This window comes from Roseibium sp., assembly GCF_965232425.1.
Taxonomy (GTDB): Bacteria; Pseudomonadota; Alphaproteobacteria; order Rhizobiales; family Stappiaceae; genus Roseibium.
Map to the genome: position 1 here is coordinate 610,025 of NZ_OZ246971.1, position 26,181 is coordinate 636,205.

18 protein-coding genes are annotated in these 26,181 nt (G+C 60.5%); 7 read left to right on the forward strand and 11 right to left on the reverse strand.

The window, feature by feature from the left end; translation table 11 throughout:
• Positions 1 to 23: 23 nt before the first annotated feature.
• Entirely contained in the window at positions 24 to 704 is a 681-nt protein-coding gene (locus ACO08A_RS02850) for a response regulator transcription factor (protein WP_319386283.1), read from the reverse strand.
• A 469-nt stretch (positions 705 to 1,173) separates the two neighbouring features.
• On the opposite strand from ACO08A_RS02850, the gene ACO08A_RS02855 reads away from it, so the two are divergent.
• The gene (locus ACO08A_RS02855; RefSeq protein WP_422039737.1) at positions 1,174 to 2,043 is read left to right on the forward strand and encodes an acyl-CoA thioesterase; all 870 of its coding nucleotides are present in this window, start codon (positions 1,174 to 1,176) and stop codon (positions 2,041 to 2,043) included.
• 232 nt (positions 2,044 to 2,275) lie between these two features.
• Here ACO08A_RS02855 and ACO08A_RS02860 read toward each other — a convergent pair whose 3' ends face one another.
• Both ACO08A_RS02860 and ACO08A_RS02865 read right to left on the reverse strand, forming a co-directional pair.
• Positions 2,276 to 2,791, reverse strand: a complete 516-nt coding sequence (locus tag ACO08A_RS02860; RefSeq protein ID WP_422039738.1) for a hypothetical protein — start codon at positions 2,789 to 2,791, stop codon at positions 2,276 to 2,278.
• A gap of 125 nt (positions 2,792 to 2,916) precedes the next feature.
• Positions 2,917 to 4,581 (reverse strand): cisplatin damage response ATP-dependent DNA ligase, encoded by a 1,665-nt coding sequence (locus tag ACO08A_RS02865; protein WP_422039739.1) that lies wholly within the window; start codon positions 4,579 to 4,581, stop codon positions 2,917 to 2,919.
• A gap of 492 nt (positions 4,582 to 5,073) precedes the next feature.
• On the opposite strand from ACO08A_RS02865, the gene ACO08A_RS02870 reads away from it, so the two are divergent.
• Together ACO08A_RS02870 and ACO08A_RS02875 are read left to right on the forward strand one after the other, a co-directional pair.
• Positions 5,074 to 5,472: a c-type cytochrome gene (locus tag ACO08A_RS02870; protein ID WP_422039740.1), complete on the forward strand. Its 399-nt coding sequence runs from the start codon at positions 5,074 to 5,076 to the stop codon at positions 5,470 to 5,472.
• Positions 5,473 to 5,505: 33 nt separating this feature from the next.
• Positions 5,506 to 6,828: a PQQ-dependent sugar dehydrogenase gene (locus tag ACO08A_RS02875; protein WP_422039741.1), complete on the forward strand. Its 1,323-nt coding sequence runs from the start codon at positions 5,506 to 5,508 to the stop codon at positions 6,826 to 6,828.
• A gap of 119 nt (positions 6,829 to 6,947) precedes the next feature.
• On the opposite strand, the gene ACO08A_RS02880 is transcribed toward ACO08A_RS02875, so the two are convergent.
• A complete protein-coding gene (locus ACO08A_RS02880) occupies positions 6,948 to 7,355 on the reverse strand; it encodes a surface-adhesin E family protein (protein ID WP_422039742.1) in 408 nt (135 codons plus the stop codon).
• 431 nt (positions 7,356 to 7,786) lie between these two features.
• A complete protein-coding gene (locus ACO08A_RS02885) occupies positions 7,787 to 10,108 on the reverse strand; it encodes a methyl-accepting chemotaxis protein (RefSeq protein ID WP_422039743.1) in 2,322 nt (773 codons plus the stop codon).
• Positions 10,109 to 10,416: 308 nt separating this feature from the next.
• Between ACO08A_RS02885 and ACO08A_RS02890 the strand changes: the two genes are divergently transcribed.
• Positions 10,417 to 12,468: a DEAD/DEAH box helicase gene (locus ACO08A_RS02890; RefSeq protein ID WP_422039744.1), complete on the forward strand. Its 2,052-nt coding sequence runs from the start codon at positions 10,417 to 10,419 to the stop codon at positions 12,466 to 12,468.
• Positions 12,469 to 12,572: 104 nt separating this feature from the next.
• Positions 12,573 to 13,739, forward strand: coding sequence for a M24 family metallopeptidase (locus ACO08A_RS02895; protein WP_422039745.1), 1,167 nt, complete (start codon positions 12,573 to 12,575; stop codon positions 13,737 to 13,739).
• 21 nt (positions 13,740 to 13,760) lie between these two features.
• Here ACO08A_RS02895 and ACO08A_RS02900 read toward each other — a convergent pair whose 3' ends face one another.
• Together ACO08A_RS02900 and ACO08A_RS02905 are read right to left on the reverse strand one after the other, a co-directional pair.
• Complete coding sequence (locus ACO08A_RS02900; RefSeq protein WP_422039746.1) at positions 13,761 to 14,195, reverse strand: DUF4440 domain-containing protein; 435 nt, start codon at positions 14,193 to 14,195, stop codon at positions 13,761 to 13,763.
• 39 nt (positions 14,196 to 14,234) lie between these two features.
• A complete protein-coding gene (locus ACO08A_RS02905) occupies positions 14,235 to 15,260 on the reverse strand; it encodes a ligase-associated DNA damage response exonuclease (protein ID WP_422039747.1) in 1,026 nt (341 codons plus the stop codon).
• A gap of 122 nt (positions 15,261 to 15,382) precedes the next feature.
• Here ACO08A_RS02905 and ACO08A_RS02910 point away from each other — a divergent pair, with 122 nt between their 5' ends.
• Together ACO08A_RS02910 and pdeM are read left to right on the forward strand one after the other, a co-directional pair.
• Positions 15,383 to 17,887, forward strand: a complete 2,505-nt coding sequence (locus ACO08A_RS02910; protein WP_422039748.1) for a ligase-associated DNA damage response DEXH box helicase — start codon at positions 15,383 to 15,385, stop codon at positions 17,885 to 17,887.
• Positions 17,884 to 18,621, forward strand: coding sequence for a ligase-associated DNA damage response endonuclease PdeM (gene pdeM, locus ACO08A_RS02915; RefSeq protein ID WP_422039749.1), 738 nt, complete (start codon positions 17,884 to 17,886; stop codon positions 18,619 to 18,621). Before ACO08A_RS02910 ends, pdeM begins: the two co-directional genes overlap by 4 nt.
• Before the next feature lie 192 nt (positions 18,622 to 18,813).
• On the opposite strand, the gene ACO08A_RS02920 is transcribed toward pdeM, so the two are convergent.
• The 4 genes from ACO08A_RS02920 to ACO08A_RS02935 form a co-directional block, all read right to left on the reverse strand.
• Entirely contained in the window at positions 18,814 to 19,914 is a 1,101-nt protein-coding gene (locus ACO08A_RS02920) for an AI-2E family transporter (protein WP_422039750.1), read from the reverse strand.
• Positions 19,915 to 20,059: 145 nt separating this feature from the next.
• Entirely contained in the window at positions 20,060 to 20,845 is a 786-nt protein-coding gene (locus ACO08A_RS02925; RefSeq protein ID WP_422039751.1) for a TIGR02186 family protein, read from the reverse strand.
• Complete coding sequence (locus ACO08A_RS02930; RefSeq protein ID WP_422039752.1) at positions 20,842 to 21,771, reverse strand: sulfite exporter TauE/SafE family protein; 930 nt, start codon at positions 21,769 to 21,771, stop codon at positions 20,842 to 20,844. The genes ACO08A_RS02925 and ACO08A_RS02930 overlap by 4 nt, the downstream gene beginning before the upstream one ends.
• A gap of 126 nt (positions 21,772 to 21,897) precedes the next feature.
• Positions 21,898 to 26,025, reverse strand: coding sequence for a peptidoglycan-binding protein (locus ACO08A_RS02935; protein WP_422039753.1), 4,128 nt, complete (start codon positions 26,023 to 26,025; stop codon positions 21,898 to 21,900).
• Positions 26,026 to 26,181: the final 156 nt, after the last annotated feature.

Here is a 26,181-nt window from a genome sequence, read left to right on the forward strand (position 1 = left end):
ACAAGGGTCTGCCGACGAGCGTATCAAGCTCCTGCTGCTTCCTGCTCCTCCCCGCCCAGTTGCCATTGGCCCGCCTCGATCTTGGACGCGGCGATGACCGCCTGGGTCCGGCTTTCGACGCCCAGTTTCTGCAAGATGGCCGACACGTGGGCTTTCACCGTGGCTTCGGACACCGACAGTTCATAGGCGATCTGCTTGTTCAAAAGCCCTTCCGACAGCATCATCAACACGCGCACCTGCTGGGGGGTCAGGGTCGAAAGCCGCTGGATAAGGTCGTCGCTGCCATCGTCCGCCTTGAGATCGACATCGGGAGGTGTCCAGACGTTGCCCGACATGACGTCCGATATCGCCTGCCTGATCACCTCAATGCCGTGCGACTTGGGAATGAAGCCGGACGCGCCGAACTCTATTGCACGGCGGATTGCCTGCGGCTCCTCGTTTGCGGATACGACGACAACCGGGACACCGGAGAATTGGGCACGCAGATACATGAGGCCGGAAAATCCGCGCATGCCCGGCATAGTCAGGTCAAGCAGAATGAGATCGGCATCACCATCCTGCTCCAGACGTGCCGTGACGTCTTCAAGTGCGCCCGCCTCTTCAATCGAGGCGTCAGGATACTGTTTTTCCAGTGTCTGCCGCAGCGCCCCTCGAAACAGGGGATGATCATCTGCGATGATAAAGCGATACGAGGTTGCCGACACGTTGTTTTTCCTCCCTCAACGGTCTTTTCGCAGCTGTACCAATCCCTTGCTTGCCGAGCGCTCAGGTTGTCACCGAGCGCTTCTAGGCCTTTTCTTTGGCTTCTGGTCTGATAGAGCTACCGCGTTGAAGTATGTTTGCAACACCCCTCAGGTGCAAGTCAAACAATCGATTTGGCGCGTACGCTCAACATCAAACAAAGCCGCGAGCGCTTGCGAGAGTAAATCCACGCCAGAATCCACACAAGTAAAAGTAAAGCCGACATAAAAATACATCAAAAATAGTACAACCAGTGGTTTAAATTTCAATTTCCGCAGCATCCATTCAAATCCAAAGAATATAACTCTCCGAATTAGAATTATTTTTTCCACAGTCTACATTTCTATTGATAATTTCCCGAAAGGAGGCAACAAATGAACTTATGGTGACTCCTGAATATCTATCTTTTAAACACTTGCGCGAAGTTTTGAAATGACAATTCAATCTACCCTTTATTCATTTGTTAATCGCTGGGAATGCGATGAAAACGATCACCTGAATGTCCAGTTCTATTTCAGCCGATTTGAGGAAGCGGACCGTCAATTTCGCCTGATGTGCGGATTGAGCGAGACGATCGTAGGTGCGCGGCGGGTCCGTCACGTGCGTTATCACAAGGAGCTGAGAACCGGCGACCTGGTCACAATACACTCCAGCGTCGCCTTTGACGGTCCTCATATGCTGACCGTGGTGCATGAAATGCGCGACGGCGCCAGCGGCGTCCTCGCGGCGACCGCACTGGACGGGTACGAACCCAGCCCGAATTCGGCAAAATCATTGCGGCAGCGGTTCAAGGATTTTCAGACACCGATGATCTCCGACGCCGCGCCGCGCGGCATAAAATCCGGCCCCTCCGGCGTGCGCGGAACGCTTCAGTCACTGCTTGGTCAGGGCGCGGAGATCTGCTTCCGGGGAACGGTGATGCCGCGCGACGTCGGACCGGACGGCAAGGCCGACGATCAATACGCACTCGCCTGCTGCACCGACGGTGTCGCGCATGTGTGGCAACGGACGCCCATGGACCTGGCCTATCTCACGGAGAACGGGTACGGCCGTGTCGCCGTCGAAATGAAGCTGACCTGGTCAACGCCTTTGAAGACCGGAGATGCCGTTGTTGTCGCGACCGGCTTTACCAATGTGAGTGCGCGCACGTTCTCCATGCGGCATCATCTTTACGAAAGCCGAACGGCGCGTCTGGCGGCAACACTTGATGTGGTTGCCCTGCCCATGGACCTGACTTTGCGCAAATCGGTTGAACTGCCGGAAAGCGCGCATGCGGCCATATCCAAGATGCTGATCGACTGAAGTATAACGTCCAGGCAATCGGACCAGGCGTTCAAATGACCGGTCTCAATGCGACCGCCTGCGGAGCGCCTAGTGCGGTGAATTTGAAGTTCGCATCATTGCTGCAGCAGTCTCCGAAGCGAACTTCAAATTCGTAAACCGCACTAGAAACATAGACTTGCTAGTCACCTTCTTGAATCTGAAGTTCGTTCGAAGCCCGCTGAAAAATGAGTCGAACTTCAGATTCAGGTGACTAGTTGCCCTCGCCTTCAAAGTCTTTCTGCAGCTCCCGTACCATGCCGAAAAACCGGCGCATGGCGCTTTCGGTGAATGTCAGGACACGCTCGAGTTCCTCGTCATCGTCGGTCCAGTCGGAGCCGACGTCCGGCTGCGTCTGTTTCGGCGAGGGCGCCGGTGATTTCGAAGACCCGCCGGTCGCGTCGAGCTCCTCAAGACGGGCCGTGAGGCGGTCGACTTCCGCAGCCAATTCGTTGATTTCGGCAAGATAGGCCTCTTCAGCCAGCGGCACCGGATTGCATCGCCAGGCCCCGTTCTGTTCCTGACAGATCGAGATCGTGCCGTTTTGCCTATCGACCCTCAAGATGTCGCCATCCGTTTCAACCAGCGAAAACCGGTCCGGTGCACCATCCGTCACGGCCTTCCTGGCCTCGCCCGTCAATTCGGACTGCGCCCTGACCGGGGCAGCCTGCATCAGCAACACAGCGGTCACGGCAGACAGGGACAGAAGTTTCAAAATACGCGTCGTCATGGAATTCTCCGAATACCGGCAGGGGATCCGGGGATCACCCCTGTGCTTCCTTCCGTTACGCAGACGTGCCACAAATCCATGGCCAAAGCACGGCCAAAAAGCCCGCGCCTGTCTCCCGGTGGACTTCATTGCGCCGGATCCTCCTGCTTCGGCAGCAACGCTTCCAACGTTTCGATCCGATCGGCTTCCCCGGCCGGCTTGTCCCACCGCAGCCTGGATATTCTGGGAAAGCGCATGGCGACACCCGACTTGTGCCGCTTTGACCGGTTCAGCCCTTCAAAGGCGACTTCAAGAACCAGTCCTTCCAATTTGCCGTGTTTCACTTCCCGCACCGGGCCGAAGCGGTTGAGCGTGTTGTTGCGCACGAACCGGTCGATTTCGCGCAGTTCCTCGTCGGTGAAACCGAAATAGGCCTTGCCGACCGGCACGAGCTGGTCGCCGTCATCACCGCCGCGCCAGACACCGAAGGTGTAGTCGGAATAGAACGAAGACCGCTTGCCGTGGCCCCGTTGGGCGTACATCAACACGGCGTCGACGAGGTAGGGTTCCCGCTTCCACTTGAACCAGAGACCTTTCGGCCTGCCGGTGACATAGGGCGCATCGCGGCGTTTCAGCATCAGTCCTTCGACGGCGTCCGCATTGCCTGTATCCAGAAGGGAATGCGGGTTTGCGCGCGCTGCTGCGATCTGGTCCCAATCCCCGGCGTCCAGCATGGGCGACAGATCGATGGCGGGCACGGCGAGGGATTGGACAAAACCGGCCAGTCTCTGACGGCGCGCCGCAAACGGCAATGCGCGCAGATCTTCGCCTTCAAGCTCAAGTAGGTCATAGGCCCTGATTGCGGCCGGGTAGTCGCGCATCAGTTTCGGTCCGGCCGTTTTCCTGTTCAAGCGTTTCTGAAGGTCGGAAAACGGTCGCACGATCCCGTCGCTCACCACGAGGAGTTCGCCATCGATGCAGGCATTGAAATTCAGCAAATCGACAATGTCCGGAAAGGCTCTGGAAATATCCTCGCCCGTCCGGCTGTAGAGACGGCGAACCACGTCACCTGCCCCGGTTTGCCCCGCCGCGGCCTGGACCCTGATGCCGTCCCACTTCCATTCGACGGCAAACTCCGCGGCGTCCAGCTGGGGCAGGTCACGCTCCTCGTCCAGCGGGTGTGCGAGCATGACGGGCCGAAAGGGGGCCGGGTCCTGGTTGTCCGGCTTGCCGCTCCTGCCCTCGGCCCAGGCAAACAGGCTCTCGTAGGGGGGCTCGAGTCCGTGCCAGACCTCCTCGACCTGGGCAACATCCAGTACCCCAAGGCGGGCAACGGCGGTCTTGGCAAGCCGCGCGGACACGCCGACGCGCAATCCGCCCGTCACAAGTTTCAAAAGCGCCCACCGGCCGGTCTCGTCCGAACGGTCCAGCCAGTCGACCAGTAGGCGCGGAACATCGGTCTTGCCGGCGGTTTCCAGTGCCTGAACCACGTTGCCGAGTGACAGTTTTTCCCGGGTGTCATTGCCTGGCGCGTCGCCGGCGGCCGGCCACATCAGGGCTATCGTTTCCGACAGGTCTCCGACAAAATCATAAGACAGGGCAAAGAGCTGAGGATCGGTCCGATCGCTTATGAGCGTGCGCAAAAGCGCGGGTTTCGCATTCTTGAAATTCAAACCGCCGGTCAAGGCCGCCAGCGCATAGCCGCGGTCGGGGTCCGCAGTCTCCCGGAAATACCTGACTAGCAGCGCTTCCTTGGCCAACCGGCGCGGTTCGAGCGAAAGCCTGTCCAGCAATTGGGAAAATGCGCGCATACGCTAGACATACCCGGAAAGACCTGCAGGGCAAGTCTTTCTCTAACCGGATATGGGTCGGGTAAGTGTAGGGTCAGGACCCACAAACGAGCGAGCGCAAATGACTGCTTTCGGCGAAACCTCCAAAGACAATAACCAAACGCGCAGGCCAGCATTGCGGACTGAACGCACATATATGCGTCGATTATGAATGGCAGTTTTGAGGCCGAAAACGGACTGTCGGGTTTTTGTGGCAGACACAGTAAACCGGCCATGACAGCTGCGCCCGGATGCGGACATTCACGGCCCTGAGCGGACATTCGTGCCGCTAGCAACAAACGTCCGGATCGAGCCCAATCCTCCCAAATTCAGCAACGCTCATGAATGGTGGCGAGCATGTGCCAAGCGGACCCCATCTGCGAAGTAAAAGACCCTGGCGGTTAGTTGAACAAACGGCCGGAGTGCAGCAGTTGCATACCCCGCTGTTGCAAATTGCCGTAAGGTGATGGCAGTATGATCGAGTGTTTGGGGCGCACTTTTTCAAAACAGAAAGATCGTTTCTGGCGTTGCGACCTCCAACGACAAGAGGGGTGCATTTTGCTTAAAGTTTCCTGCGCGACAGTTTTTCTTTTGGCATTGACGTTCCCGGAGCAAGGGTTCGGCGCCGACAGGGAGCTGGGAGAAACCAGATACAAGAAGACTTGCATTAATTGTCATGGGAAAGCCGGAAGAGGTGCGGCCAGCTATCCAAAAGTTTCTGGCAATCCGGTTTCCTATACGACGGAAAAACTGAGGGCGTACAGAGAAGGCATCAAGCAAGGCCCGAATTCGTCCCTGATGATCATGATGTCAAAGCCATTGACAGACGAAGAAATCGACAACCTAGCCGCGTATTTGGAGGGCGCGGATTAACGAGCCAAGTAACATTTCACTAGGGAGGTAGACATGAAAACAGCAAAAAACAGATTCGTGTCAGGACTGGCGGCTGCTACTTTGACATTTGGACTGCCGCTTTCTGCTCAAGCAGACAACCACGAAGGCATGGACGTTCCCAAGATCACGCCAATCAAGGTCCTCGAGGGACTCGAGAACCCTTGGGACATGGCGTTTCTGCCGGACGGCACGATGTTCTTCACCGAAAAATGCAAAGGCCTGTCGGTAAGAACCACTGATGGAACTGTGCACGCCTTGTACGGGATGAAAGACAGCAGCGGTTATGCCGACAGTGCAGATGACCTGTTCTGTGAGGGACAGGCCGGTATGCTCGGTGTGGTTGCCGATCGTCAATTTGCGAACAACCGCACCATCTACGTCTATTCGTCTTCGACGAAGTATCACGGAGAAGGCTGCGAGACAAATTTCGGTAAATGCGACGGCAATATCGTCATGAGGTTCACGGTTGGCGATGACCTTACGAGTGTTTCGGATCGGACCGACATCGTCACAGACATTCAATATAAGCCGTTGGCATCCGATCAACCGTTTGGAGGCCCTGGCGCGCACAACGGCGGTCGGATCCGGATCGGACCCGGAGGCTATCTTTGGGTCGCTGGCGGTGATCGTCACCGCGGTATCTGCCCTCAAGATGGGCAACTCCTGTGCGGGAAAGTGCTCAGGATTGACGGAGACGGGAATGCACACCCGGACAACAATCCACCTGAAGGCTTCGACAAGCGGATTTACACCTACGGACATAGAAACGTCCAAGGCATCGACTTCCGTCCAAGTGACGGCAAGGCGTTCACCGCAGAACATGGCCCCTGGCACAATGACGAGATCACTGCTCTTGTGAACGGCGGCAACGCCGGCTGGGATCCTGCTCAGAACACCGGTGGCCGTGGCGAATGTCCGGATGAGTACTGCGGCTACGAACCAAATCAAATGGACGGTATGGATCCTGCGGTGCGTGCTGCCTATACGCCGATGAGCGATACACGCTTTGACGATTTGATGCCGCCGAGCTGGAACAACAATGGTTTCTCGCAAGGCACCGGTTCTGCTGCTTTCCTGAAAGGTGGCAACTGGGGCATCTACGAGGGGCGTTTGGCGGTCGGCATCATGGGTATCGGCTTCGGCGATACGCCTCCTGGCTCGCGGGTCGACATGATCAGTCTGACGCCCGATGGTTTGGGAATTAACGGGATCACTCGCATGCCGCTCGGATTTTCGACACGGTTCCGTGGCTTGGTCATGGGACCCGACAACGCGCTATACGTTGCGACCGATGACGGTGATATTTACCAGGTCACAGCGGAAAGCATGAAGTGAGTTCGGAAACCTGAGGTAAACCCTCTGGCTAAGTGTCCGTGGTATCCAGATATTGCGGGCACTTTTTCGTTCAGACAAACAAGGCGCTTGTTTAACAGTTCCGGCGACCAAACCGTCTGTCAGTCGCACACCATTTGAGCCAGCCGTTCTGTTGTCGATCCAACCGCGATCTTTGTCTTCGGCTTTCCCTTGGTGTCCGTTTTCATGGCGGCATTTTCCCAATGCTCGTCTGTGAAAAAAGTACTCTGCAAGATTCTTTGCGTTCGCTCGGAACAATTGATTTCCAAAAGACTTAGGAAACTAGACGCCCCCATGACGGACGTTTTGTATCGAACCCCATCCCAAACGTGCCGCAAGGTTTTGATCCTCTCCACGCGTGACGGATCATAAAAATATAGATCACCATTCGCTTTCTCAGCGTACATGACCCATTCTCCGCCTCCGGCATCATTCGCCAAAGCGTTGCCATTTGTTACGGCAAGAGCTGCGGAAACAATCAATAATGTTGCCAACCTCGTTCGGTTCATGCGTAAGATTCTGCTCTAGTTTTTTTGTTATGACCAGCAAAAAAGCTTCCACCCTACTGGCGGCATCAATGGGTGCCTGTTCACTCTTGCCTAGTTGGCGCGGCCGACATGCAAATGCAGCGAACGGCCACTTCGCAGATAGGTTCAAGATTCAGCGAACGACCAGATTGGCGGCGTGAAGCAGTCATTCATGCCAAACGCACCAACCGTCACCAGGGCCTCCAAACCGTCGGTCGGCCTAACCGACAAAGGTGTTGCATCTGCGGGCAAAGCAGAGATTGAAGTTTGGCCAGCCGGCGCGGTTCGAGCGAAAGCCTGTCCAGCAATTTGGAAAATGCGCGCATACGCTAGACATACCGGGAAAGACCTGAGGGGCAAGTCTTTCCCGGCCTGGATGCGGCCACAACCTGTCTCCTCAGGACACAAGGCTGTCAGGCCGCAACGTCCTCTCGACCTTCACCAGCACGGTACTGAAGACCCAGCGTGTCGCCCTGCACCCATCTGACTTCCATTGGGAACTCGTCCCCGTTGTTATCAATGTAGGTGACAAGCATGCCGATCACCGCACCATCAAACACCGTAACGCCGATGCCGCCGTCGGAACTGTTGACCAGGGATGTCTCGAACCTGCGGCCGTCTTCGGTCACGAGCGTGACTCGCTGACCGGTTTCCTGTTTTCGCGAGGCCCGGCGCCGCTCCTCGACATCCTGCGTCATTTCCTCCAGGAAACCTTCGATACCCTGCGCCATGGTGTCGGCAACGGTCTTGACGTCGCCCGCAATCGTATCGACGGTTTCCGCCTCGCTCGCCGTCGCCTGGATTGCGCCATCGACGGTTTCGGCGCTGTCGACCGCGTTTCCTGTCTCCGTCGCGGCCATCGTTATGCTTTGCGAGATTTCCTGCGTTGCGACGCTCTGCTCGCCGACCGCCGTCGAGATTGCCCCGGTGACTTCGCTGATCATCTCGATGGAACCCGAGATCTTGCGGATCGAATCGACCGCTTCATTCGTCAGCCCTTGCACCGAGGAAATCTGGTTGGAAATTTCTTCCGTTGCCTTGGCGGTCTGTGTCGAAAGCTCCTTTACCTCCGCAGCAACAACCGCAAAGCCCTTGCCGGCTTCACCAGCCCTTGCCGCTTCAATCGTCGCGTTGAGCGCAAGAAGATTGGTCTGTTCCGCGATCGCGCGGATCATCTCGACGACCGTGCCGATCTTTTCCACCGCCTCGGCGAGACTTGAAACATTGCTGTCCGTCCTGCTCGCAATCGTCGTGGCATCATCGATGACGCCGTTCGCGCGCTCCGCCTGGTTCATGATTTCCTGGATCGCGGCGGACATCTCTTCGGCCGCGGCGGCAACCGTCTGAACGTTGTTGGACGAAGAGGCGGATGCATCTCGCGCCTGGCCGGCGGCCGAGGACGCATCCTGCGAGATCGAGCGGACGCGGGCAGCAATATCGGTCATGGAGGAGGTCTTGTCGTGAACCTCTCCCGTAACGCTCTCCATCAATTCCCTGAACTTGTTGATAAGCGCTTCAACGTGGTTCTGGCGCATGCGTTCGCGGTCACGCTCCTTGGCGGCCTCGGCCTCCAGAATCTGCCGCACGCGCGCATTTTCCTGGAAGATCCCGCCTGCACGGGCAAGGTCTCCGATGGCGTCGCGGCGGTCAGCGTATGGCATCTTGAAATCAACGTCGCCCTCCGAAATCCTGACCAGGTTTGCCGTGAGGTTGGCCAGAAGGCCGTTGACGCTGCGCAATTGCCAAATGCAGATGAAGAGCGTGACGAGCACGACGCCGACTGTCTCCGCGATCACATACTGAAGATGGCCGTTTGCAGCATTGGCAAGTTCCTGCGCGCGCGCCTCCGCCGCCTTGAGCATCCCGATCGACGTCTGACGGATCAGGTTCAGGCGTTCGGTTGCCTTGCCGAACCACACCGAGCCTTCAATTCCCTGCCCGTCCTTCGTTTCGGGCAATGTTCTCAGCACGGTGCGCCACTCCATGACCTGATCGACCGCCGGCCCCGAAACAGCTTCGTCAAAACCCGCGATTTCCTCAGGTGAAGCAACGCTTCGGAAATTTTTCAGAAAGGCTGTTTCGACCGACAGACGATCGAAATAGGCCAGGAACCTGTCATTCGGCACGTCACCCGTCTTGCCGACGATGGTGAACAACTGACCGCCAATGGCGCGCTCAAGTCCGCCTGCCTCGATGGCTTCGGTCAGCAGCAGGAACGGGGTCATCTTCTGGGCGTACTCCGGGTCAGAGCTCGCCGTTTGCGCTTCCTGGACGATCCCGATCAGGCTGCGAACTTTTCCGGAATAAAACGCCAGGTTCTGCTTTCCACCAAGCGTGCCGTTGTCGATGCCGGACCTGTGGCCCGTGATCTCGCCAAGTGCAGCGACAGTCGCGCGAACCTCGTTTTGCAGCTTGGTATTGCTTACATCGAAGTCCGCTACCGTTTGCCGGAGATCTTGCAATGCCGCGTCCGTCGCGCCGCGTTGCTTGGCCAGGAGCTCGCGGGGCGCGTCGGCGAAACCCGATGCAAGCAGCACCGCCGTCCGCCCACGCTCCTTCTGCAACTCGTGCAGCACGGCTTCCGACTTTTCGGCGACGAGTGCGGTCGGATAGATTTCGGAGGCAACCCTGCTTTCGGTGTAGGCCTCGTTAAGCGCAATGAATGTCGCGACCACATAGGCCAACAGCGGCACGATCGCCAGGAGGGCAATCTGCATGCGAATCGATTTCAGCATCGAACACTCCCATCACCAGAATTCGCCTTCATTTGAGGGGGGCCGGGTTAACAAATTCACCAACCAAAAGCTGAAATAGAACCTGTTACACGCACCATTGGCAATTTTGCCCGGTCAGTCATTCCGGCTGCGACTGCAACCATCGTCACACCTTTCAAGTGTGCCCAAAATTACTGCATGCAGCTGATGTGGACGGCGCGGGGTTTTGCATATATAAGCCGCGCCATCCCTTGCCCGGCAGACGTCCGGGCCGATCCGGTAGACTGCTGATTGGTACGCAGATGATCCGGAGCAGTTGAAAGATCTCTATGACTGAATTGATGTCACTCGCCCCGGCCCTGTCGGCCGCGCTGGCGAAACGGGGCTATGAGAGCCTCACTCCCGTCCAGGAAAGTGTCCTGAACGACGCCCCTGCAGAAGCCGACCTGCTCGTCTCCGCCCAGACCGGCTCCGGAAAGACCGTGGCCTTCGGCCTCGCCCTGGCGCCGACCCTGCTTCAGGGTGAAACCCATCTCGGCAAAGCTGCCGCGCCGATCGCCCTGGCGATCGCCCCGACGCGCGAACTTGCGCTGCAGGTCAAAGAAGAGCTGACCTGGCTTTACGAAGAAGCCGGCGCCGTCACCGCCTCCTGTGTCGGCGGCATGGATCCGCGCACCGAACGCCGCCAGTTGGAGCGTGGTGCGCATATCGTTGTCGGCACCCCCGGCCGCCTTAGGGATCATATTGAACGCGGCGCTCTGGACCTCTCCGAAATCCGCGCCGTCGTGCTGGACGAAGCGGACGAGATGCTCGACATGGGCTTCCGCGAAGACCTGGAATTCATTCTCGACGCGGCCCCGCGCGAGCGGCGCACGCTGATGTTCTCGGCAACCGTTCCAAAGCCGATCGCGGAACTGGCCAAAAGGTTCCAGAAGGACGCGGTTCGCCTGTCCACCATCAACGCCAGGGAGCAGCACGGCGATATTGACTACGTCGCCCATCCCGTTGCGCCCAACGAGCGCGAGAACGCAATCATAAATGTGCTCAGGCTGCACGAGGCGGAAAAGGCGATCGTCTTCTGTTCGACCCGTGAAGCCGTCAGCCGGTTGACGTCGCGCCTGGCAAACCGGGGTTTCTCGATCGTCTCGCTGTCCGGCGAACTCAGCCAGGAGCAGCGCTCAAGTGCGCTGGCCGCCATGAAAGACGGCCGGGCACGTGTGTGTGTTGCAACCGACGTTGCCGCGCGCGGGATCGATCTTCCGAATCTCGACCTCGTCATTCACGCCGATCTTCCCACCGGCAAGGCCGCTCTGCTGCACAGGTCCGGCCGGACGGGGCGCGCCGGGCGCAAGGGAACCTGCGTTCTGATGGTCCCCTTTCCCCGCCGCCGCCAGGCCGAGCGCGTGCTTCATTTCGCCGGCATAAAGGCGACCTGGCTTGGCGCACCGACCGCGGACCAGATCCGCGCAAAGGACAAGGAACGTCTCCTGGCGGACCCCGCGCTGTCGGTGGAACTCGAGGACGAGGACCGTGCCGTGGCGATGGAACTGCTTGCCCTCCACAGCCCCGAGCAGCTTGCTGCCGCTTTCGTCAAGCTGCGGCAGTCGCGCATGCCCGCACCTGAGGACATCACGACGCTTGATGAAACGTCGCTGAAGGGCCGCGACGCCGGATCCCGCGGCGGCCGCAACGCCGAGATCACCGGAAAGTTCGAAGATGGCGTCTGGTTCTCCCTGTCACTGGGCCATCGCCAGCGGGCCGAACCGCGCTGGATTCTTCCGCTGATCTGCCGTGCCGGGCATGTGACCAAACGGGAAGTCGGCGCCATCAAGATCTTCCAGAACCAGCTCTATTTCGAGATTGCCGGAAGTCACGGCGAACGATTTGCCGATGTCATCAAGCGCGACGGGTCGGGTGAGGACAATGTCACGATCGCGCTTCTCGATGCACGCGGCGGCAAGGTCCCGACCGCTCCGAAGGAAGACGGCTACCGCAGGGACAGAGGTGGCGCCCCCAAACGGCGGCCGCGCGGGGCCGACGCGCCCGACTACGAGAACATGGGCCGCGAGGACAGCATGAAGCCCGGCCGGTCACGGCAGGGGCCGAAAAAAGACTTCGACGCACCGCGCGGGAAAAAACGGCGGCGCGGCAACGACGAAGCTGCGCCGCACCACCCCGCCTACGAGCCGCTCGACATGAAGGCTCTTGCCGGGAACGCCGACGACGGCGCCGCCCCGAAACGGCGGTCCGCCAAAGGGGATGATGACCGGCGCAAACCCAAGACCCGCGCTGCGTCGAAAGACACCGGTGCAAAAAAGAAAAGCGCGAAGAAAAACAAACCCTCGCGCGCAGCAAGGAAAGCGGCGAAGGCGAAGAAGTAACGGAGAGAACCTTTTGGCGTCTCCTTGCTGGAGACGCACGAGGGAGTTGAAACGGAGGCTGGAGAGCAGCAGTTACCGCACTTCGAGGGAGGGAGGCTTCTGCCGTGGAATTGGATCGCGCGGATCTCGTTAGGCAAACGCATAAGCGCCTCTTGAGCGTGATGAGGGCGCGCGACGTTCCCGCCGTTCTGACATCAGACCCGATCAATATCCTCTACGCGACCGGTGCCCGCAACATGACGGTCTTCAGTCACATGGGGCCGTTCCGCTTCGCGCTTGTCCTGGCGTCCGGCGACACCGTCCTGTGGGAGTTTTCGGGCTGTGAACACCTGCAGAAAGACAATCCCGTTGTCACCGACATCCGCCCGGCGCCCGGCGTCACCGCCCTTGTCGGAGCGGGCCATGTGTCGGAGATTGCGCGTTTCGTCGCGGATCTGACCGCCATCATCGGCAGGGACCGCCGCCTCGCTATCGAAGGCTTTGACGTCCCGGTCACCGATCGCCTGCGCCATGCCGGTTTCGCGCTTCTGGATGCAACCGGGGTATTTTCCACAGCCCGCCTGATCAAGCAACCGATGGAAATCGCGGTCATGCACGAGGCGGTTGAGCGTGTAGAAGCCGCGGCAGGCTCGCTCGAAGCGGCCATTGCCCCGGGCGCCAGCGAGGTCGAGGTCTGGTCCGAATTTCACCGTCACCTCATCGCAACGGAAGGGGAATACATCTCGACACGGCTGTTTCAGTCCGGCTCCAGAACCTTTCCCTATTTCCAGGAAGCCGGCCCCCGGCGCATGGAGACCGGTGATCTGGTCTGCTTCGACACCGATGCCCTCGGATATTTGCACTATGCGGTGGACTTTTCACGGACTTTTCTGTGTGGAGACCGGCCTGCCGCCCAGAAACAAAAAGATCTCTACCGGCTCGCCCACGCGCAACTTTCTCACAATGCGGCGCTCCTTCGACCGGGTATCAGCTACGAGGACTTTGCCCGCGCGGCCTGGCCGGTCCCAGCCGAAAACCGCGGGCACGGCTACTACTGCCTCGGCCACGGCCTCGGACTGTGCGGCGAGTTCCCCTATATCCCGCATTTTTTCGACGAGGCGCCCTATGGATTCGAGGGTCAGTTCGAACCCGGCATGGTGATCTGCATCGAGAGCTACATCGGCGAAGAAGCCGCGCAAGAAGGCGTGAAACTGGAAGACCAGTTCCTGATTACCGGCGACGGTGCCGAACGCATGACCACCTATCCGTTTTGCCAGGCGTTGCTTTCCTGACGCGCACGCGCGCTTCTCTGGTCATTCGTTGACGATGGTCGCAATCACCCAGTCCACGCCGTCCTGGATAAGCTGATAGTGGCACGTGAATTCGAGCACAGTCTCGCCGTCTGCGCTTTCCTGCGACCAGTCGAGCGTGACAAGCGCGGAAGACCCGCTGACATGGCTCGAGACGACCTGAAAATCGGAATGGGTGACGCCTTCCTTTTCCAGCGCCTTCAGGAGGGCCTCGATGTTCTCGATCAGTTCCTCGTCATCGGCGAAGATGTGGCCCTTTTCGTGCTGCCAGATAACGGCAGGCAAGGCAAAACAGTCGCAGATCCGGTCGATATCATAGTCGTTGAAACCGGCCTGATAGTCATCAAAGAGCTGGGCAATCGCCTCTTCCGCGCCCTCGTTCGAACCGGCCCCGTTCGCATGACCGTTGCCGGTGTTGTCAGCACCACCGCTGTTCATATGACCGCCTCCCTCAGGATCCGGACAGCTGCTTCAAGGTCAGTTTGCCCCTGAGACCTCGCCACCGTCGGCATCCTCGCCATCGTCATAGCCTATCATATTGAGAGGACGGGCCTTTCGTCCATTCAATTCGCACCAGTGGACAAGTGCTTCCTCGGCCCCGTGGGTGACCCAGATCTGCTCGGCTTCCGTTTCCAGGATCGTCCGGCACAGATCGTCCCAGTCCGCGTGATCCGATACGATGAGCGGCAGTTCCGCGCCGCGCTGACGCGCTCGCGCCCTCACCCGCATCCAGCCCGATGCCATGGCAGCGACCGGATCGCCGAAACGCCGTGCCCACCTGTCGCTCAATTGACCGGGCGGACAGATCACGATTTCGCCTTTCAGCTCCTTGCCGCGCTTGCCGACCGGTTCAAGAGCGCCGAGGTCGACCCCCTCGGACTGGTAGTAGGCCGAGAGCTTTTCCAGGGCGCCATGTAGATAGATGACCTTGTCGTAGCCGGCCGCGCGCAATTCGCCGATGATGCGCTGCGCCTTGCCAAGCGCATAGGCGCCGACAAGGTGCGTCTGCCCGGGAAAGAGATCCACCGACGACAGGAGTTTCGCGATCTCCTGGCCCGCCGGCGGGTGGCGGAACACGGGCAAACCAAATGTCGCCTCGGTGACGAACGTGTCGCATTTGACCAGTTCGAAGGCCGCACAGGTCGGATCGTCCTGGCGCTTGTAGTCCCCCGACACAACGGTTCTGTGACCGGATGCTTCCAGAAGCACCTGCGCAGAGCCGAGAACATGACCGGCCGGATGCAGGGACACATCGGCACTGCCGACCTTCAGGATCTCGCCGCAGTCGATGGCCTGCGCGCTGCCGCAAAAGTTTTCCCCGTATCGGATCGCCATGATGTCGAGCGTCTGCCGTGTCGCCAGAACCGCACCATGCCCCGCACGGGCGTGGTCAGCGTGCCCGTGGGTGATAATGGCCTTTTCAACCGGGCGCACCGGGTCGATATGTGCACCGGCTACGGGTGAATAGAGGCCTTCGGGCGTTATCGTGAGAAGCTCTGACATCAGAGGCCATTAGTTCGTGGATTGAGCGCATATTCAAGTGGCCGCCGCGCGATAGAACACAAAGTGAACATTTTTGATCGCACCCCCTCGCCTTTTTCGGGCCGCTATCCTAAAACTGCCTCATGGACGCTGCGCTGCTACCCAATCGATTTCAGAGCTGGTTTGCCTCCCGGGGCTGGGCCCCCAGGCCTCATCAGCTGCAGCTGATCGATCATCTGGCGCAGGGCCACTCGACACTGCTGATCGCCCCGACAGGTGCCGGCAAGACGCTTGCCGGGTTCCTGCCCAGCCTTGTGGAACTGGAGATGCGGGGCAAGGTGAAACCCGGCCAGGCCGGCGGTGGTGTGCACACGCTCTATATCTCCCCGCTGAAGGCGCTGGCTGTCGATATCGCCCGGAACCTGGAAGCACCTGTTGCCGAAATGGGCCTGCCGATCAGGCTGGAAACACGTACCGGCGATACCCCGTCGCATAAACGGCAGCGGCAGAAACTCAATCCGCCGGACATCCTGCTGACGACACCCGAACAGATCGCGTTGCTCTTGTCCGATCCGGCATCCGCGCGGCTGTTTGCATCGCTCAAGACGGTGATCCTGGACGAATTGCATGCTCTGGTAACCTCCAAGCGGGGCGACCTGCTTTCCCTCGGGCTTGCACGCCTGCGCCGCCTCGCGCCGAAGCTCAGAACAATCGGCCTGTCGGCAACCGTCGCCGAACCGGACGACCTGCGCGCGTATCTGGTCGATCAGCCTAGTCAAAACAGGAAGGCGCTGTCGCACGTGGTCGAAGTCTCGGGCGGCGCCATGCCGGAGATCTCCATTCTCGACTCCGAACAGAGACTGCCCTGGTCCGGTCATTCCTCACGCTACGCAATCGGCGACATCTACGAGCTGATCAAGGCGCATAACGTGTCGCTGCTCTTCGTGAACACGCGCAGCCAGGCGGAAATGGTGTTTCAGGAACTCTGGCGCATCAACGAGGACACGCTGCCGATCGCCCTTCACCACGGCTCGCTCGATGTCGGGCAGCGGCGCAAGGTAGAGGCGGCGATGTCGTCCGGTGCGCTGCGCGCCGTCGTCGCGACCTCTTCGCTCGACATGGGGATCGACTGGGGCGGCATCGATCTCGTCGTCAATATCGGCGCGCCCAAGGGAGCCAGCCGGCTGGCGCAACGTATCGGCCGGGCCAATCACCGCATGGACGAACCCTCCAAGGCCGTCCTGATCCCGTCCAACAGGTTCGAGGTGCTGGAATGCCAGGCGGCGCTCGCCGCCTCGAAACGCGGCGATCAGGATACCCCGCCCCTGCGCAAGGGCGCGCTCGATGTCCTGGCGCAGCATGTCATGGGCCTGGCCTGCGCCGAGCCGCTCGATCTGACCGCGACCTTCGATGAAATCCGCTCCAGCGAAACCTACAGGTCTCTTGACTGGGAAACCTTCGAGCGGGTTGTCGATTTCGTCGCGACCGGCGGATATGCACTGAAAAGCTATGACCAGTATGCCAAACTGAAAAAGGGCAAGGACGGTCTGTGGCGGATTTCGCATCCAAAGCTTGCCCAGCAGTACCGGCTGAATGTCGGAACGATCGTCGAGGCCCCGAAACTGAAGGTGCGGCTGATCCGGTCCAAGGCGGACGGACGGCGCACCCCGGTCGGACGCGGCGGCCGCATCCTGGGGGAGATCGAGGAATATTTCGTCGACCAGATGGTGCCCGGAGACACGTTTCTGTTCGGCGGCGAGGTGGTGCGTTTCGAGGCTATCCGCGAGAACGAAACCTATGTCTCCAGAGCCAAGACCGACAATCCGATGATCCCGTCCTACATGGGCGGCAAGTTTCCGCTGTCCACATACCTGGCGGAGGGTGTGCGCGCGATGCTCGCCAGTCCCAAAAGCTGGAAACACCTGCCGGTCCAGGTCCGGGAATGGCTGGAAATCCAGAAGGCAAAGTCTGTCCTGCCCGCGCGCGACGGCCTGCTCGTGGAGACATTTCCACGTTCCAACAAGCACTACATGGTCTGTTATCCCTTCGAGGGGCGCCTGGCCCACCAGACGCTCGGCATGCTGCTCACCAAGCGCCTGGAACGCCTGGGTGCCCGGCCGATGGGGTTCGTTGCCAACGACTACGCGCTGTCGGTCTGGGGGCTCGGCGACCTGTCGCTGCTATTCTCAAGCGGGCAGATTTCGTTGGATGCGCTCTTCGAGGAGGACATTCTGGGCGATGATCTGGATGCCTGGCTGGCGGATTCCAGCCTGATGAAGCGGACATTCCGCAACTGTGCCGTCATCGCCGGCCTGATCGAGCGCCGGCACCCGGGCCGGGAAAAGACCGGGCGTCAGGTCACGGTTTCCTCCGACCTGATCTACGACGTCCTGCGCACGCATGAACCGGATCATATCCTGCTCAAGGCCACCTGGGCGGACGCCGCCGAAGGACTTCTGGATATCTCGCGGCTGGGGGAACTTCTTGCGCGCGTTCGTGGCAGAATCACGCATAGTGTCCTTGCGCGCGTTTCTCCGCTTGCCGTGCCGATCCTTCTGGAAATCGGCAAGGAACCGGTCTATGGCGAGGCGATGGATTCGCTCCTTGAAGACGCTGCGGAAGATCTTGTTCACGAGGCCATGGCATGAATGTTCTGACATCCCATCTGCGCAAGTACGAGACCGCGCCGGTATGTCATGACATCCAGGTCAACGGGCAGCTGGTCGGCCTGCATGACAGCGGCGTCCTGTGGTGGCCGGAGGAATCCCTTCTGGTCGTCGCCGACCTTCATCTCGAAAAAGGCTCCAGCTTTGCCCGGCGCGGCGTCATGCTGCCGCCCTACGACACCGGGGCGACGCTGGAAAAGCTCGCAGGTGTCATGGACGCCTTCGATCCGGCCCGCGTCATCTGCCTCGGCGACAGTTTCCACGACGCGGACGGGTCCGACAGATTGCCCGCGCCCTACCGGGCGATGCTCACGACGCTCCAGCTGGGCCGGGAGTGGATCTGGGTGACGGGCAACCATGACCCGGTCGCCCCCGTCCGGCTTTGCGGGGAGACGGTCGACGAAATCTCGTTCGGGCCGCTGAAGTTCCGGCATGAACCGGTTGAGGAAATCGGTTCGGAAGACACCGCCGGCGAGATCTGCGGACATCTTCACCCGGTCGCGCGGGTGCGCCGTTTCGGGCGTTCCATCCGCCGCGCCTGTTTCATCACCGACGGAACCCGCCTGGTTCTTCCGGCCTTCGGCGCACTGACGGGTGGCCTCAACGTCGCTGACCGTGCCTATTCGTCCCTGTTTACGAGACGCCAGTTCTCGGTGTTCATGCTGGGCAACGACCGGCTCTATCCATTCACGGCGAGCCGGCTGGTCGGGGATTGATCTTCGCCACGACGCAATCTTTTCTGCATCCAGCTTTCCGTCCCCTCACCCGGAGCTGCGCTCCGACCTCTCCCAATGGGAGAGGTAACCTTTGACCTTGTGACGCAGTTCCGAACACAGCCGCGTTCCCTCTCCCCCTGGGAGAGGTTGCTTTCGGCAAAACCGTGATTGGTTAGACAAGAATACCGTCTTCTACTCACCCTCGCCCACTTTCACCCATGCGATGACCAGTTCGTAGAACACCGCCAAGACAACCGGGCCGAGGAACAGGCCGAGCAGGCCGTGGGTGATCGTGCCGCCGAGAACGCCGATGAGGATGACCAGCATTGGCACGTCAAGGCCGCGCGACATCAGGATCGGGCGCAGGACGTTGTCGACCAGCATCACCGGCACCATGAGGACCGTGAAGGCGAGCGCGGGAACGAATTCCCAGGAGCTCCACGCCCAGATGATGGTGGGTATGATCACCAGCGCCGGACCGATCTGGATGATGCACAGGATCAGGGCGATGAAGGTCAGGACACCGGCAAGAGGCACGCTGAAGGCGATCAGAAGGATGCCGGTCAGAAGGCCCTGGATCACCGCGACGCCGATCACGCCGCGCGAGACGTTGCGGATGGTCGCGCCCGCGAGATCGACGAATTCCGATCCCCTCGGTGCCATGATGCGGTCGGCGAAACGCTTGGCTCCCCTGCCGAGCGCCGGACCCGGCACGAACAGGCAACCGGCCAGAATGATGGAAACGATGAAGAACAGAACGCTGCCGCTCAGCGAGGCGAGCATGGACAGGATCCGCCCTCCTGCCGGCACCAGCATCGGGCCGACCTTGGTGAAGAACAGTTCCAGACTGCGGCTGGCGAGGGCCCAGAGTTCGGCGATGCGATCACCAACGACCGGAAGCGCCGCGAGTTTTTCCGGCATCTTCGGCAAGGTGAGCCCGTCCCCGGTGATGCCGTGAAACCAGCCGCTGAGCGTTTCGACGAGGCTGACGACCAGCAACGCGACCGGCCCGATGACGATGGCCAGGCACAGCAAGGTTATCAGGATCGCGGACATCACCTTGCGCCCTCCCAGTTTCCCGGCCAGCCAGTCATAGGCCGGATAAAGCGCCACGGTGAGCACGACGGCCCAGAGCAGGAAAAGGAAAAACGGCGCAATAAGCTGCAGGGAGAAATAGGCGAAGAGGCCGAGGACACCGAGGCGAATGGCGATATCGATCACCTTTGCGTCGAGCGTCGGCTCGCGCTTGCCCGTGTTGCCGCCCGCCTGTTCGGGAGAAGACTGGTCCGTCATGGTGCCCCACCTCGTGATTCCATGGTCATGCCACTTCAGCACAATAGCCGCAGGGTGTGCGAGCACCAGATGATAATATCTGCAGGCGCGAGTCCAGAATGGAGATGCTGCGGGTGCCCGCCGGCCAGGCGGCTGCAGCCGGCAATCAGTCCTTCTTGAATATCACGCCCGCGAGCCAGCCGGTGAAGATCGCCAGGATGACCGCCAGCACGCCATAGACGAGCGGGTAGTTCTGTGCGAGCTCGAACGTGACCTGTTCGAAACCGATTTTCGCGACCGCCAGGATCTGCTGCGTTTCAGAGACGAGTTCCCCCTGATTGAACAGGTAGCTCTTCACGGTGTAGTCGCCGACCGGGATGTTTGCCGGCAGCGGTATCTTGGTACGGAACATGGTGTCGGTTAGAAACTCGATCGACGTTTCGCGCTCCGAATACAGGCCCGTTTCCTCGCGCAGGCGGACAAAGGCGCGTCGGAAGTCGTCACGATCCGAGAGCGCCACGTTCGAGACGCCCGAAACCGCCAGATTGATGTGATTGAGGCCAATGCTGTACTCGTCAAGCACGTTCCGGTGCGCGATTTCGCCGATATCGGCCGTGCTCGCCACGGCATAGAACGAGGGAACGTTCTGAAAGCGTTCCGCCTCGCGGTTCACCCAGACGCCCAGAAACCGTCCCTTGCGCCGCGTCGTGATGTCCTGCGGGGGGCCTTCGACCACGATCGCGAGCTGAAAATCATCCTCGTCACCGGCATTGTCCCGGATGTGGCTCGCCTGGCCGAAAATGACGATCTCCGTGCCGGTGAAGTTCGACTGGATCGACACCATGTCCGAGGACAACGCCGTGACCAGGTCCTTCGAGCGCTCTTCCTCCTCCGCGAGCCCCGCGGAAAGGCCGGCAAGGGCGAAAACCATGACAAGCAGAGAGCGGATCATACCCCGGCTCCCTTGCGTATGGCGATGGAATAAAGATCATCGGGCACGAGCAGCAGATCGACGGCAAAGCGCAGCCCGACACCGAGCACCAGCAGGGCAAGCAGCAGGCGCAGCTGGTCACCGCGCAGGTTCTGTCCCATGCGCGCGCCGAACTGGGCTCCGATCACGCCGCCGATCATCAGCGTCATCGCCAGGACGATATCAACGGTCTTGGTGCCCATGGCATGGAAGATCGTCGCCGCGGCCATCGTGAACAGGATCTGGAACAGGGACGTTCCGATGACGATGTTTGTCGGCACCCTGAGGAGATAGATCAGCGCAGGCACCATCATGAAGCCGCCGCCGATACCCAGGATCGTGCCGAGGAAACCGATAATCGCGCCCAGCCCGACCACGGGAATGATGCTGACATAGAGCTTGGACTGCCGGAACCGCACCTTGAGCGGCAGACCGTGGATCCAGTTGTGCTGGCCCGGTTTGCGTGCGGACGGTGCTGCGCCGGATTTCCGCCGCCGGATCGCACGGAGGGATTCCACCAGCATCAACCCGCCGATCGCGCCCAGAAAGGTCACGTAGGACAGGGAAATCACCAGGTCCAGCTGACCGACAGATTGCAAGACGTCGAACAATATGACGCCGATCAGCGACCCGAAGACACCGCCCGCCAATAATATCGAGGCCAGCTTGAGATCGATCGCTTTCCGCCGCCAGTAGGTGACCACGGCGGACGCGGACGAGGCAACGACCTGCGTCGTGACGGTGGCAACGGAAACAGCCGGAGGAATGCCGGAAAAGATCAGCAGAGGCGTCAGCAGGAAGCCGCCACCGATGCCGAACAGGCCCGACAGAAAACCCACGGCTCCGCCCATGGCAAATATCACGAAGATATTGACCGGGATTTCGGCTATGGGCAGATATAGTTGCACTGGGTTACGCCGGAACAGGATGCAGACAGGGCTGCAAGAAAAGTAGACTAAAGTGGTTAAAAACCCGTGCCGGTCGATGTGTCAACCGACCAGCATCTCACTTTGGTTCGGAAACCCCGAAAATCGTCAGATTGCCTGACTTTTGAGCTCGTCAATCAGCTTGGCGTCGACTTCGCCCGTTTCCGGCATGCCGATGCTGCGCTGGAAGGCACGGATGGCGCTGCGCGTGCGCGGACCCATTTGCCCGTCCGGTGTGCCCGTGTCAAAGCCGAGATAATTCAGCTTGTCCTGGGCTTCCCGGATCATGTCGACATTGCCGCTCTGCGCCGGTGCCGAAACGTTTGCCGCAGGCAAGGAGGACTGTTCCGCCCAGGACGGCTCCAGCGTCACCTTGTTCGCCGCCGGATCCGCATCCTTGAGCTTGAAGCCTTCCACTGCAAGGCGGGCATTGGCCAGGGTCTGCTGATCCATCATGTTGGCGACATCGTCGCGGCGCTTTGCGGCTTCCGGGTCGCCCTTGTCGGCGGCGATCGCAAACCACTTGTAGCTTGCCACGAGATCCTTATCGACGCCGATGCCGCCGGCATAAAGAATGCCGAGGTTGAACAGGCTGTCCTTCACGCCGTAATTGGCCGCGGATTCAAACCACATTGCCGCCTTGGCATAATCCGGCTCCTCGCCGCCGCCCTCGGCATAAAGAACCGCGAGATTGTGCATGGCCTTGGCGTTGCCGGCCTGTGCCGCCTGCGAGTACCAGGCCCGCGCCTTGGCCACGTCCTTTTCCACGCCGCGGCCTTTTTCGTAGAGGCTGGCGAGCCGGTACTGAGCGGGCGGAAGCCCCTTGTTGGCCGCTTTCTGGTACCAGACCGCGGCCTTTTCCAGGTCGGCCGGAACACCCTGGCCTTCTGTGTATCTCACACCGACGAGAAACTCGGCAGCCGGGTTGCCGCTTGCAGCGGCGCTCCGGAGCGCCATCGGGCCGACGCCTTCGGGCGGCAGGTTCGCAAGAAGGGAAGACGTGTCCAGGTTCTGCGTTTCTGCGGCCGGTGCGAGCGTTCCCGGGTCAACCACCGTCTCATTGCCGAAACTGCTGGCGACGCCGGCCGGTGCCGCGAAGGCAGCTTCTGCTTCGGGAACATCCTGCGCCGTCGCCGACGTGGCCGGGATGCTTCCGCCGGCAACAAGGGGCTCGCCCTGAGGTGCAGGTTCCGGTGCCTGCGCCGGTGTTGCTTCCGCGACAACGGGCGTATCTGCAGCCGCGGGGTCGGAGTCCTTGGCAGCTGCTGCGGCGTCAACCGGAACGGCTTCTGGCGGCGGAGACTGCGCGCCTTCGGGCAGGGCGGCGGCAACATCGGCTTCCTGCACAGGCTGTGCGGACTGTTCGTCCACAGCAGCGGCGAGAGGTGCGGTTTCCGCGACGCCTGTCGTTTCCTGGCCTGCGGACGCAACGTTTTCCTGTTCAGGCGACCCCCCGACAAAGCGATAGGCCGTCAGTGTTCCGAGCGCGAGAACCACGGCAACGGCGGCGAGCAGTATGGCCTTGCGGCGGCTTCCGCCGCGTTCCTTGATTTCAGGTGCCGGACGATCGCCCGGCAGGACCGGCGCCTGGTCGGCGTCGAACTGTTCCCTCGCAAGGTCATCCTCACGCAGTTCAAGCTCATCCGCCATGTCCGATGCCGTGTCCGGCTCCATATCAGGGGTGTCGCTGTCAGCCTTGGCCGTGTTGTCGCGCTTGAGAACATTGCGCAGCCAGCCGACACGCGCCTTGCCGCGGCCTTCATCCGCCGCCTCGGTGCCGGTTTCGGCGGATTTGGTCTTTTCGAGTTTTGCCGCTTCGGCGGACGCGGCCTGCGCGGCCCTGCGCGCTGCGGCAATGAAGTCCGCCTTGCGGTCCCTTGCCCTATCTTCCGGCTGTGCGGCGGCCGAACCATCCTCGCCTGCGCCGGTTTCGGGCGTCTCCCTGCTTATACGTGCAGCCTGTGTGAACGGGAACGGTTCATGTTCGCTCATGGCCGGTGCCGCGGGCCGCGTGATGCCAGGCATGACAGGCATGCCGGCAGGCACTTCGGCTGTGGGAGCGCTTGTCTCCGTGCGCTCCAGACTGTCGAGCCGGTCGGTCAGCGAGCCCAGCACCGACTTGACGCTTTCGAAGGTCTTCCTGGTGCGCTGCTCGCCGCCTTCGGCGGCGTCGATCAACCGTTTCAGGTCTCCCTGGAGCGCGGAAATGGCCTCGTCATACTGAGCGACCTGTGGCTGGGGCGCGTTTGCCACGGCATCGAAAGCCGCCTTTCTGGCAATGTCGGTGACGTCGGACCGGGTCTGCTCCAGACCACGTTCAATCCGTTCAAGAATGGGGGCGACCTGGTCCAGCCCCGGGGCTTCGGAAGAACTTGATTCGATCTGTGCGGCAAGCGCCGCGACCTTTTCCCCGAGCAATTCGAAGCGGTCATCGTCGGCCGCATCCCCGCCTTTCGAGACCAGTTGTGCAAGATCCGCAATCCTGGCTTCCAGGGACTCGGTGGACTGCGGCAGCGCGACGCTCTCGCGCATCGAGCCGATTTCCTCGCGCAGCTTGTCGAGGTCGGACGAGGTGACCGTGTCTTTCGGCTCATCGAGCCGCGACGACAAATCGGTCAGCCGCTCCTGCAATTGCGCCAGGAATTCCGTGTCCGGTCCGGCGATCGCCCGTAGCGCTTCCGGATCCAGTGCCGGCGCCGGCTTCGAGGCCTTTTTCTCGATCTTGTCGATCTTGCCGGCGATCTTTTCAAGACGAGTTTCAAGCGCCTGGAAGGCACCGCTGTCTGCGGACGGCAGCGGCGCGGACTGTTCCATCCGTTCCAGTCTTTCGACAATCTCGTCAAGACGCTGGTCCACCTGCGACAGGTGTTCGTAATCTGCGCCGGACGCCTTGTCCTCCGCCATCATCCCCGCGATGTCTTCAAGACGTCCCTGCAGCCTGGCTATCGTTTCCGGCTGCGGCATGCGTTCTTCCATCGCGGACAAACGCGCATCGAGCCCGCGCTGCTCACGTGCAAGCGCTTCAAGATCATCCAGCCGGCCGGAGACGAATTTCATCCGGTCGTCGATGCCTTCGACGAGCCCCTTGATGTCGATCTGTTCGACATAGCCGCGGACCTCGCGCAGCTCAGTGCGCAGAGGCTCCAGTTCGACCTGGTGCTCACGCTGAAGCAGTTCGTCCACACGTTCGGCAATGTTGGCGACCCTGTCTTCAAGCACCATCATGTGCTCTGACTGCGGAAGCGTGGAAAAGGCCTCTTCGATTTCATTCAATCGCGCGGTCACACCCCGCAGGACACGCGGATCAAGGGAAGCCCGGGACAGCTCGTCGAGGCGTTGAAGGATATGGGCATAGCCGTGTTCAAGCGTCTCCAGCGCGCCTTCCACGTTGGTGCGCCCGACCATGGATTTCAGGTCCGCGACTTCCTTGCGGATTTCGACAGCGAACTGCTCGCCGCGCTTGTCGGCGCGCAGGCGCTCGACCATGTCCGCAAGGCGGCGCAGTTCGGCATTCTGACGACCGACGGTTTCGCTGGTTCCTCTCGAAATGCCGCCGAGCGCCTCACGCAAGGAACCGAGTTCCTCGCGAACCTGGGTGAACGCCTTTTCCTGTGGCGCGCGGAGCGCATCGATACGCCGGCCGAGATCCTTGTAGATATGCAGAGAGGCATCGTTATGCGCGTAAGAGGACTGGCTTCGGGCGAGGCGCGACGCGAATGCATCGTCCTCATAGCCGGCGGAATACTCCTCGCCCTGATGCCCTGTCAGACTGTTGTGGTAGTCGTGATTTTCCAAGGCATCCATGGCGTAACGTCCGGCCTGGGGATAGGAGCGTGAAGAGGGAAGCTCGTCGTAGTCCTGTGCGGCCGATGCATTTGCCAGTCCCTGCACCTGCTCGTCGAGACGATCCAGCGCACCCAGGACATCGTCCATGCCGGAAGCCTGCGCCGAGGCGCGCCTGGAAGGGACCGCGCGCTGAGGCCTGGCTGCGCGCTTCGAGCGGCCCGGGCCACTGCCACCGCGTTCGGACAACATGCGGTCGAGCTCGTCGGCAACCGCGTTCAGATCATCATCGCGGCCGCGGGGCGCAGGCCCGCCTCCGAGAGCTGTCGCTGTCCGCGTCAACCGCTCGATGCGTTCGTGCGCAGGCTCCCTGCCCGATGTTCCGTAGTAGTCGTCGCTTTCATACGCATCACGGCCGCGGCGTCCTGCCTCGTGTTTATTCCAAGACGGCATATCTCAACCCTGGACTGACGGTCACCGTGACCGCGGTTTGAGCTGGCTACCATCCGTTTCCGTCGAAAAACGGCACGGTGGCAGCGTTTCAACGAACTTTGTCGACTTAGGGTAAACAGGTAGTTAACCATCGTTGCTAAATGCGAAAATCAAGCT

What these genes read in the sequence shown, in the direction of transcription:
- ACO08A_RS02925 (WP_422039751.1), bottom strand. Translation starts at nt 20,845, where the DNA reads ATGATCCGCTCTCTGCTTGTCATGGTTTTCGCCCTTGCCGGCCTTTCC.
- ACO08A_RS02855 (WP_422039737.1), top strand. Translation starts at nt 1,174, where the DNA reads ATGACAATTCAATCTACCCTTTATTCATTTGTTAATCGCTGGGAATGC.
- ACO08A_RS02890 (WP_422039744.1), top strand. Translation starts at nt 10,417, where the DNA reads ATGACTGAATTGATGTCACTCGCCCCGGCCCTGTCGGCCGCGCTGGCG.
- ACO08A_RS02920 (WP_422039750.1), bottom strand. Translation starts at nt 19,914, where the DNA reads ATGACGGACCAGTCTTCTCCCGAACAGGCGGGCGGCAACACGGGCAAG.
- pdeM (WP_422039749.1), top strand. Translation starts at nt 17,884, where the DNA reads ATGAATGTTCTGACATCCCATCTGCGCAAGTACGAGACCGCGCCGGTA.
- ACO08A_RS02905 (WP_422039747.1), bottom strand. Translation starts at nt 15,260, where the DNA reads ATGTCAGAGCTTCTCACGATAACGCCCGAAGGCCTCTATTCACCCGTA.
- ACO08A_RS02875 (WP_422039741.1), top strand. Translation starts at nt 5,506, where the DNA reads ATGAAAACAGCAAAAAACAGATTCGTGTCAGGACTGGCGGCTGCTACT.
- ACO08A_RS02900 (WP_422039746.1), bottom strand. Translation starts at nt 14,195, where the DNA reads ATGAACAGCGGTGGTGCTGACAACACCGGCAACGGTCATGCGAACGGG.
- ACO08A_RS02935 (WP_422039753.1), bottom strand. Translation starts at nt 26,025, where the DNA reads ATGCCGTCTTGGAATAAACACGAGGCAGGACGCCGCGGCCGTGATGCG.
- ACO08A_RS02885 (WP_422039743.1), bottom strand. Translation starts at nt 10,108, where the DNA reads ATGCTGAAATCGATTCGCATGCAGATTGCCCTCCTGGCGATCGTGCCG.
- ACO08A_RS02870 (WP_422039740.1), top strand. Translation starts at nt 5,074, where the DNA reads ATGATCGAGTGTTTGGGGCGCACTTTTTCAAAACAGAAAGATCGTTTC.
- ACO08A_RS02910 (WP_422039748.1), top strand. Translation starts at nt 15,383, where the DNA reads ATGGACGCTGCGCTGCTACCCAATCGATTTCAGAGCTGGTTTGCCTCC.
- ACO08A_RS02865 (WP_422039739.1), bottom strand. Translation starts at nt 4,581, where the DNA reads ATGCGCGCATTTTCCCAATTGCTGGACAGGCTTTCGCTCGAACCGCGC.
- ACO08A_RS02860 (WP_422039738.1), bottom strand. Translation starts at nt 2,791, where the DNA reads ATGACGACGCGTATTTTGAAACTTCTGTCCCTGTCTGCCGTGACCGCT.
- ACO08A_RS02880 (WP_422039742.1), bottom strand. Translation starts at nt 7,355, where the DNA reads ATGAACCGAACGAGGTTGGCAACATTATTGATTGTTTCCGCAGCTCTT.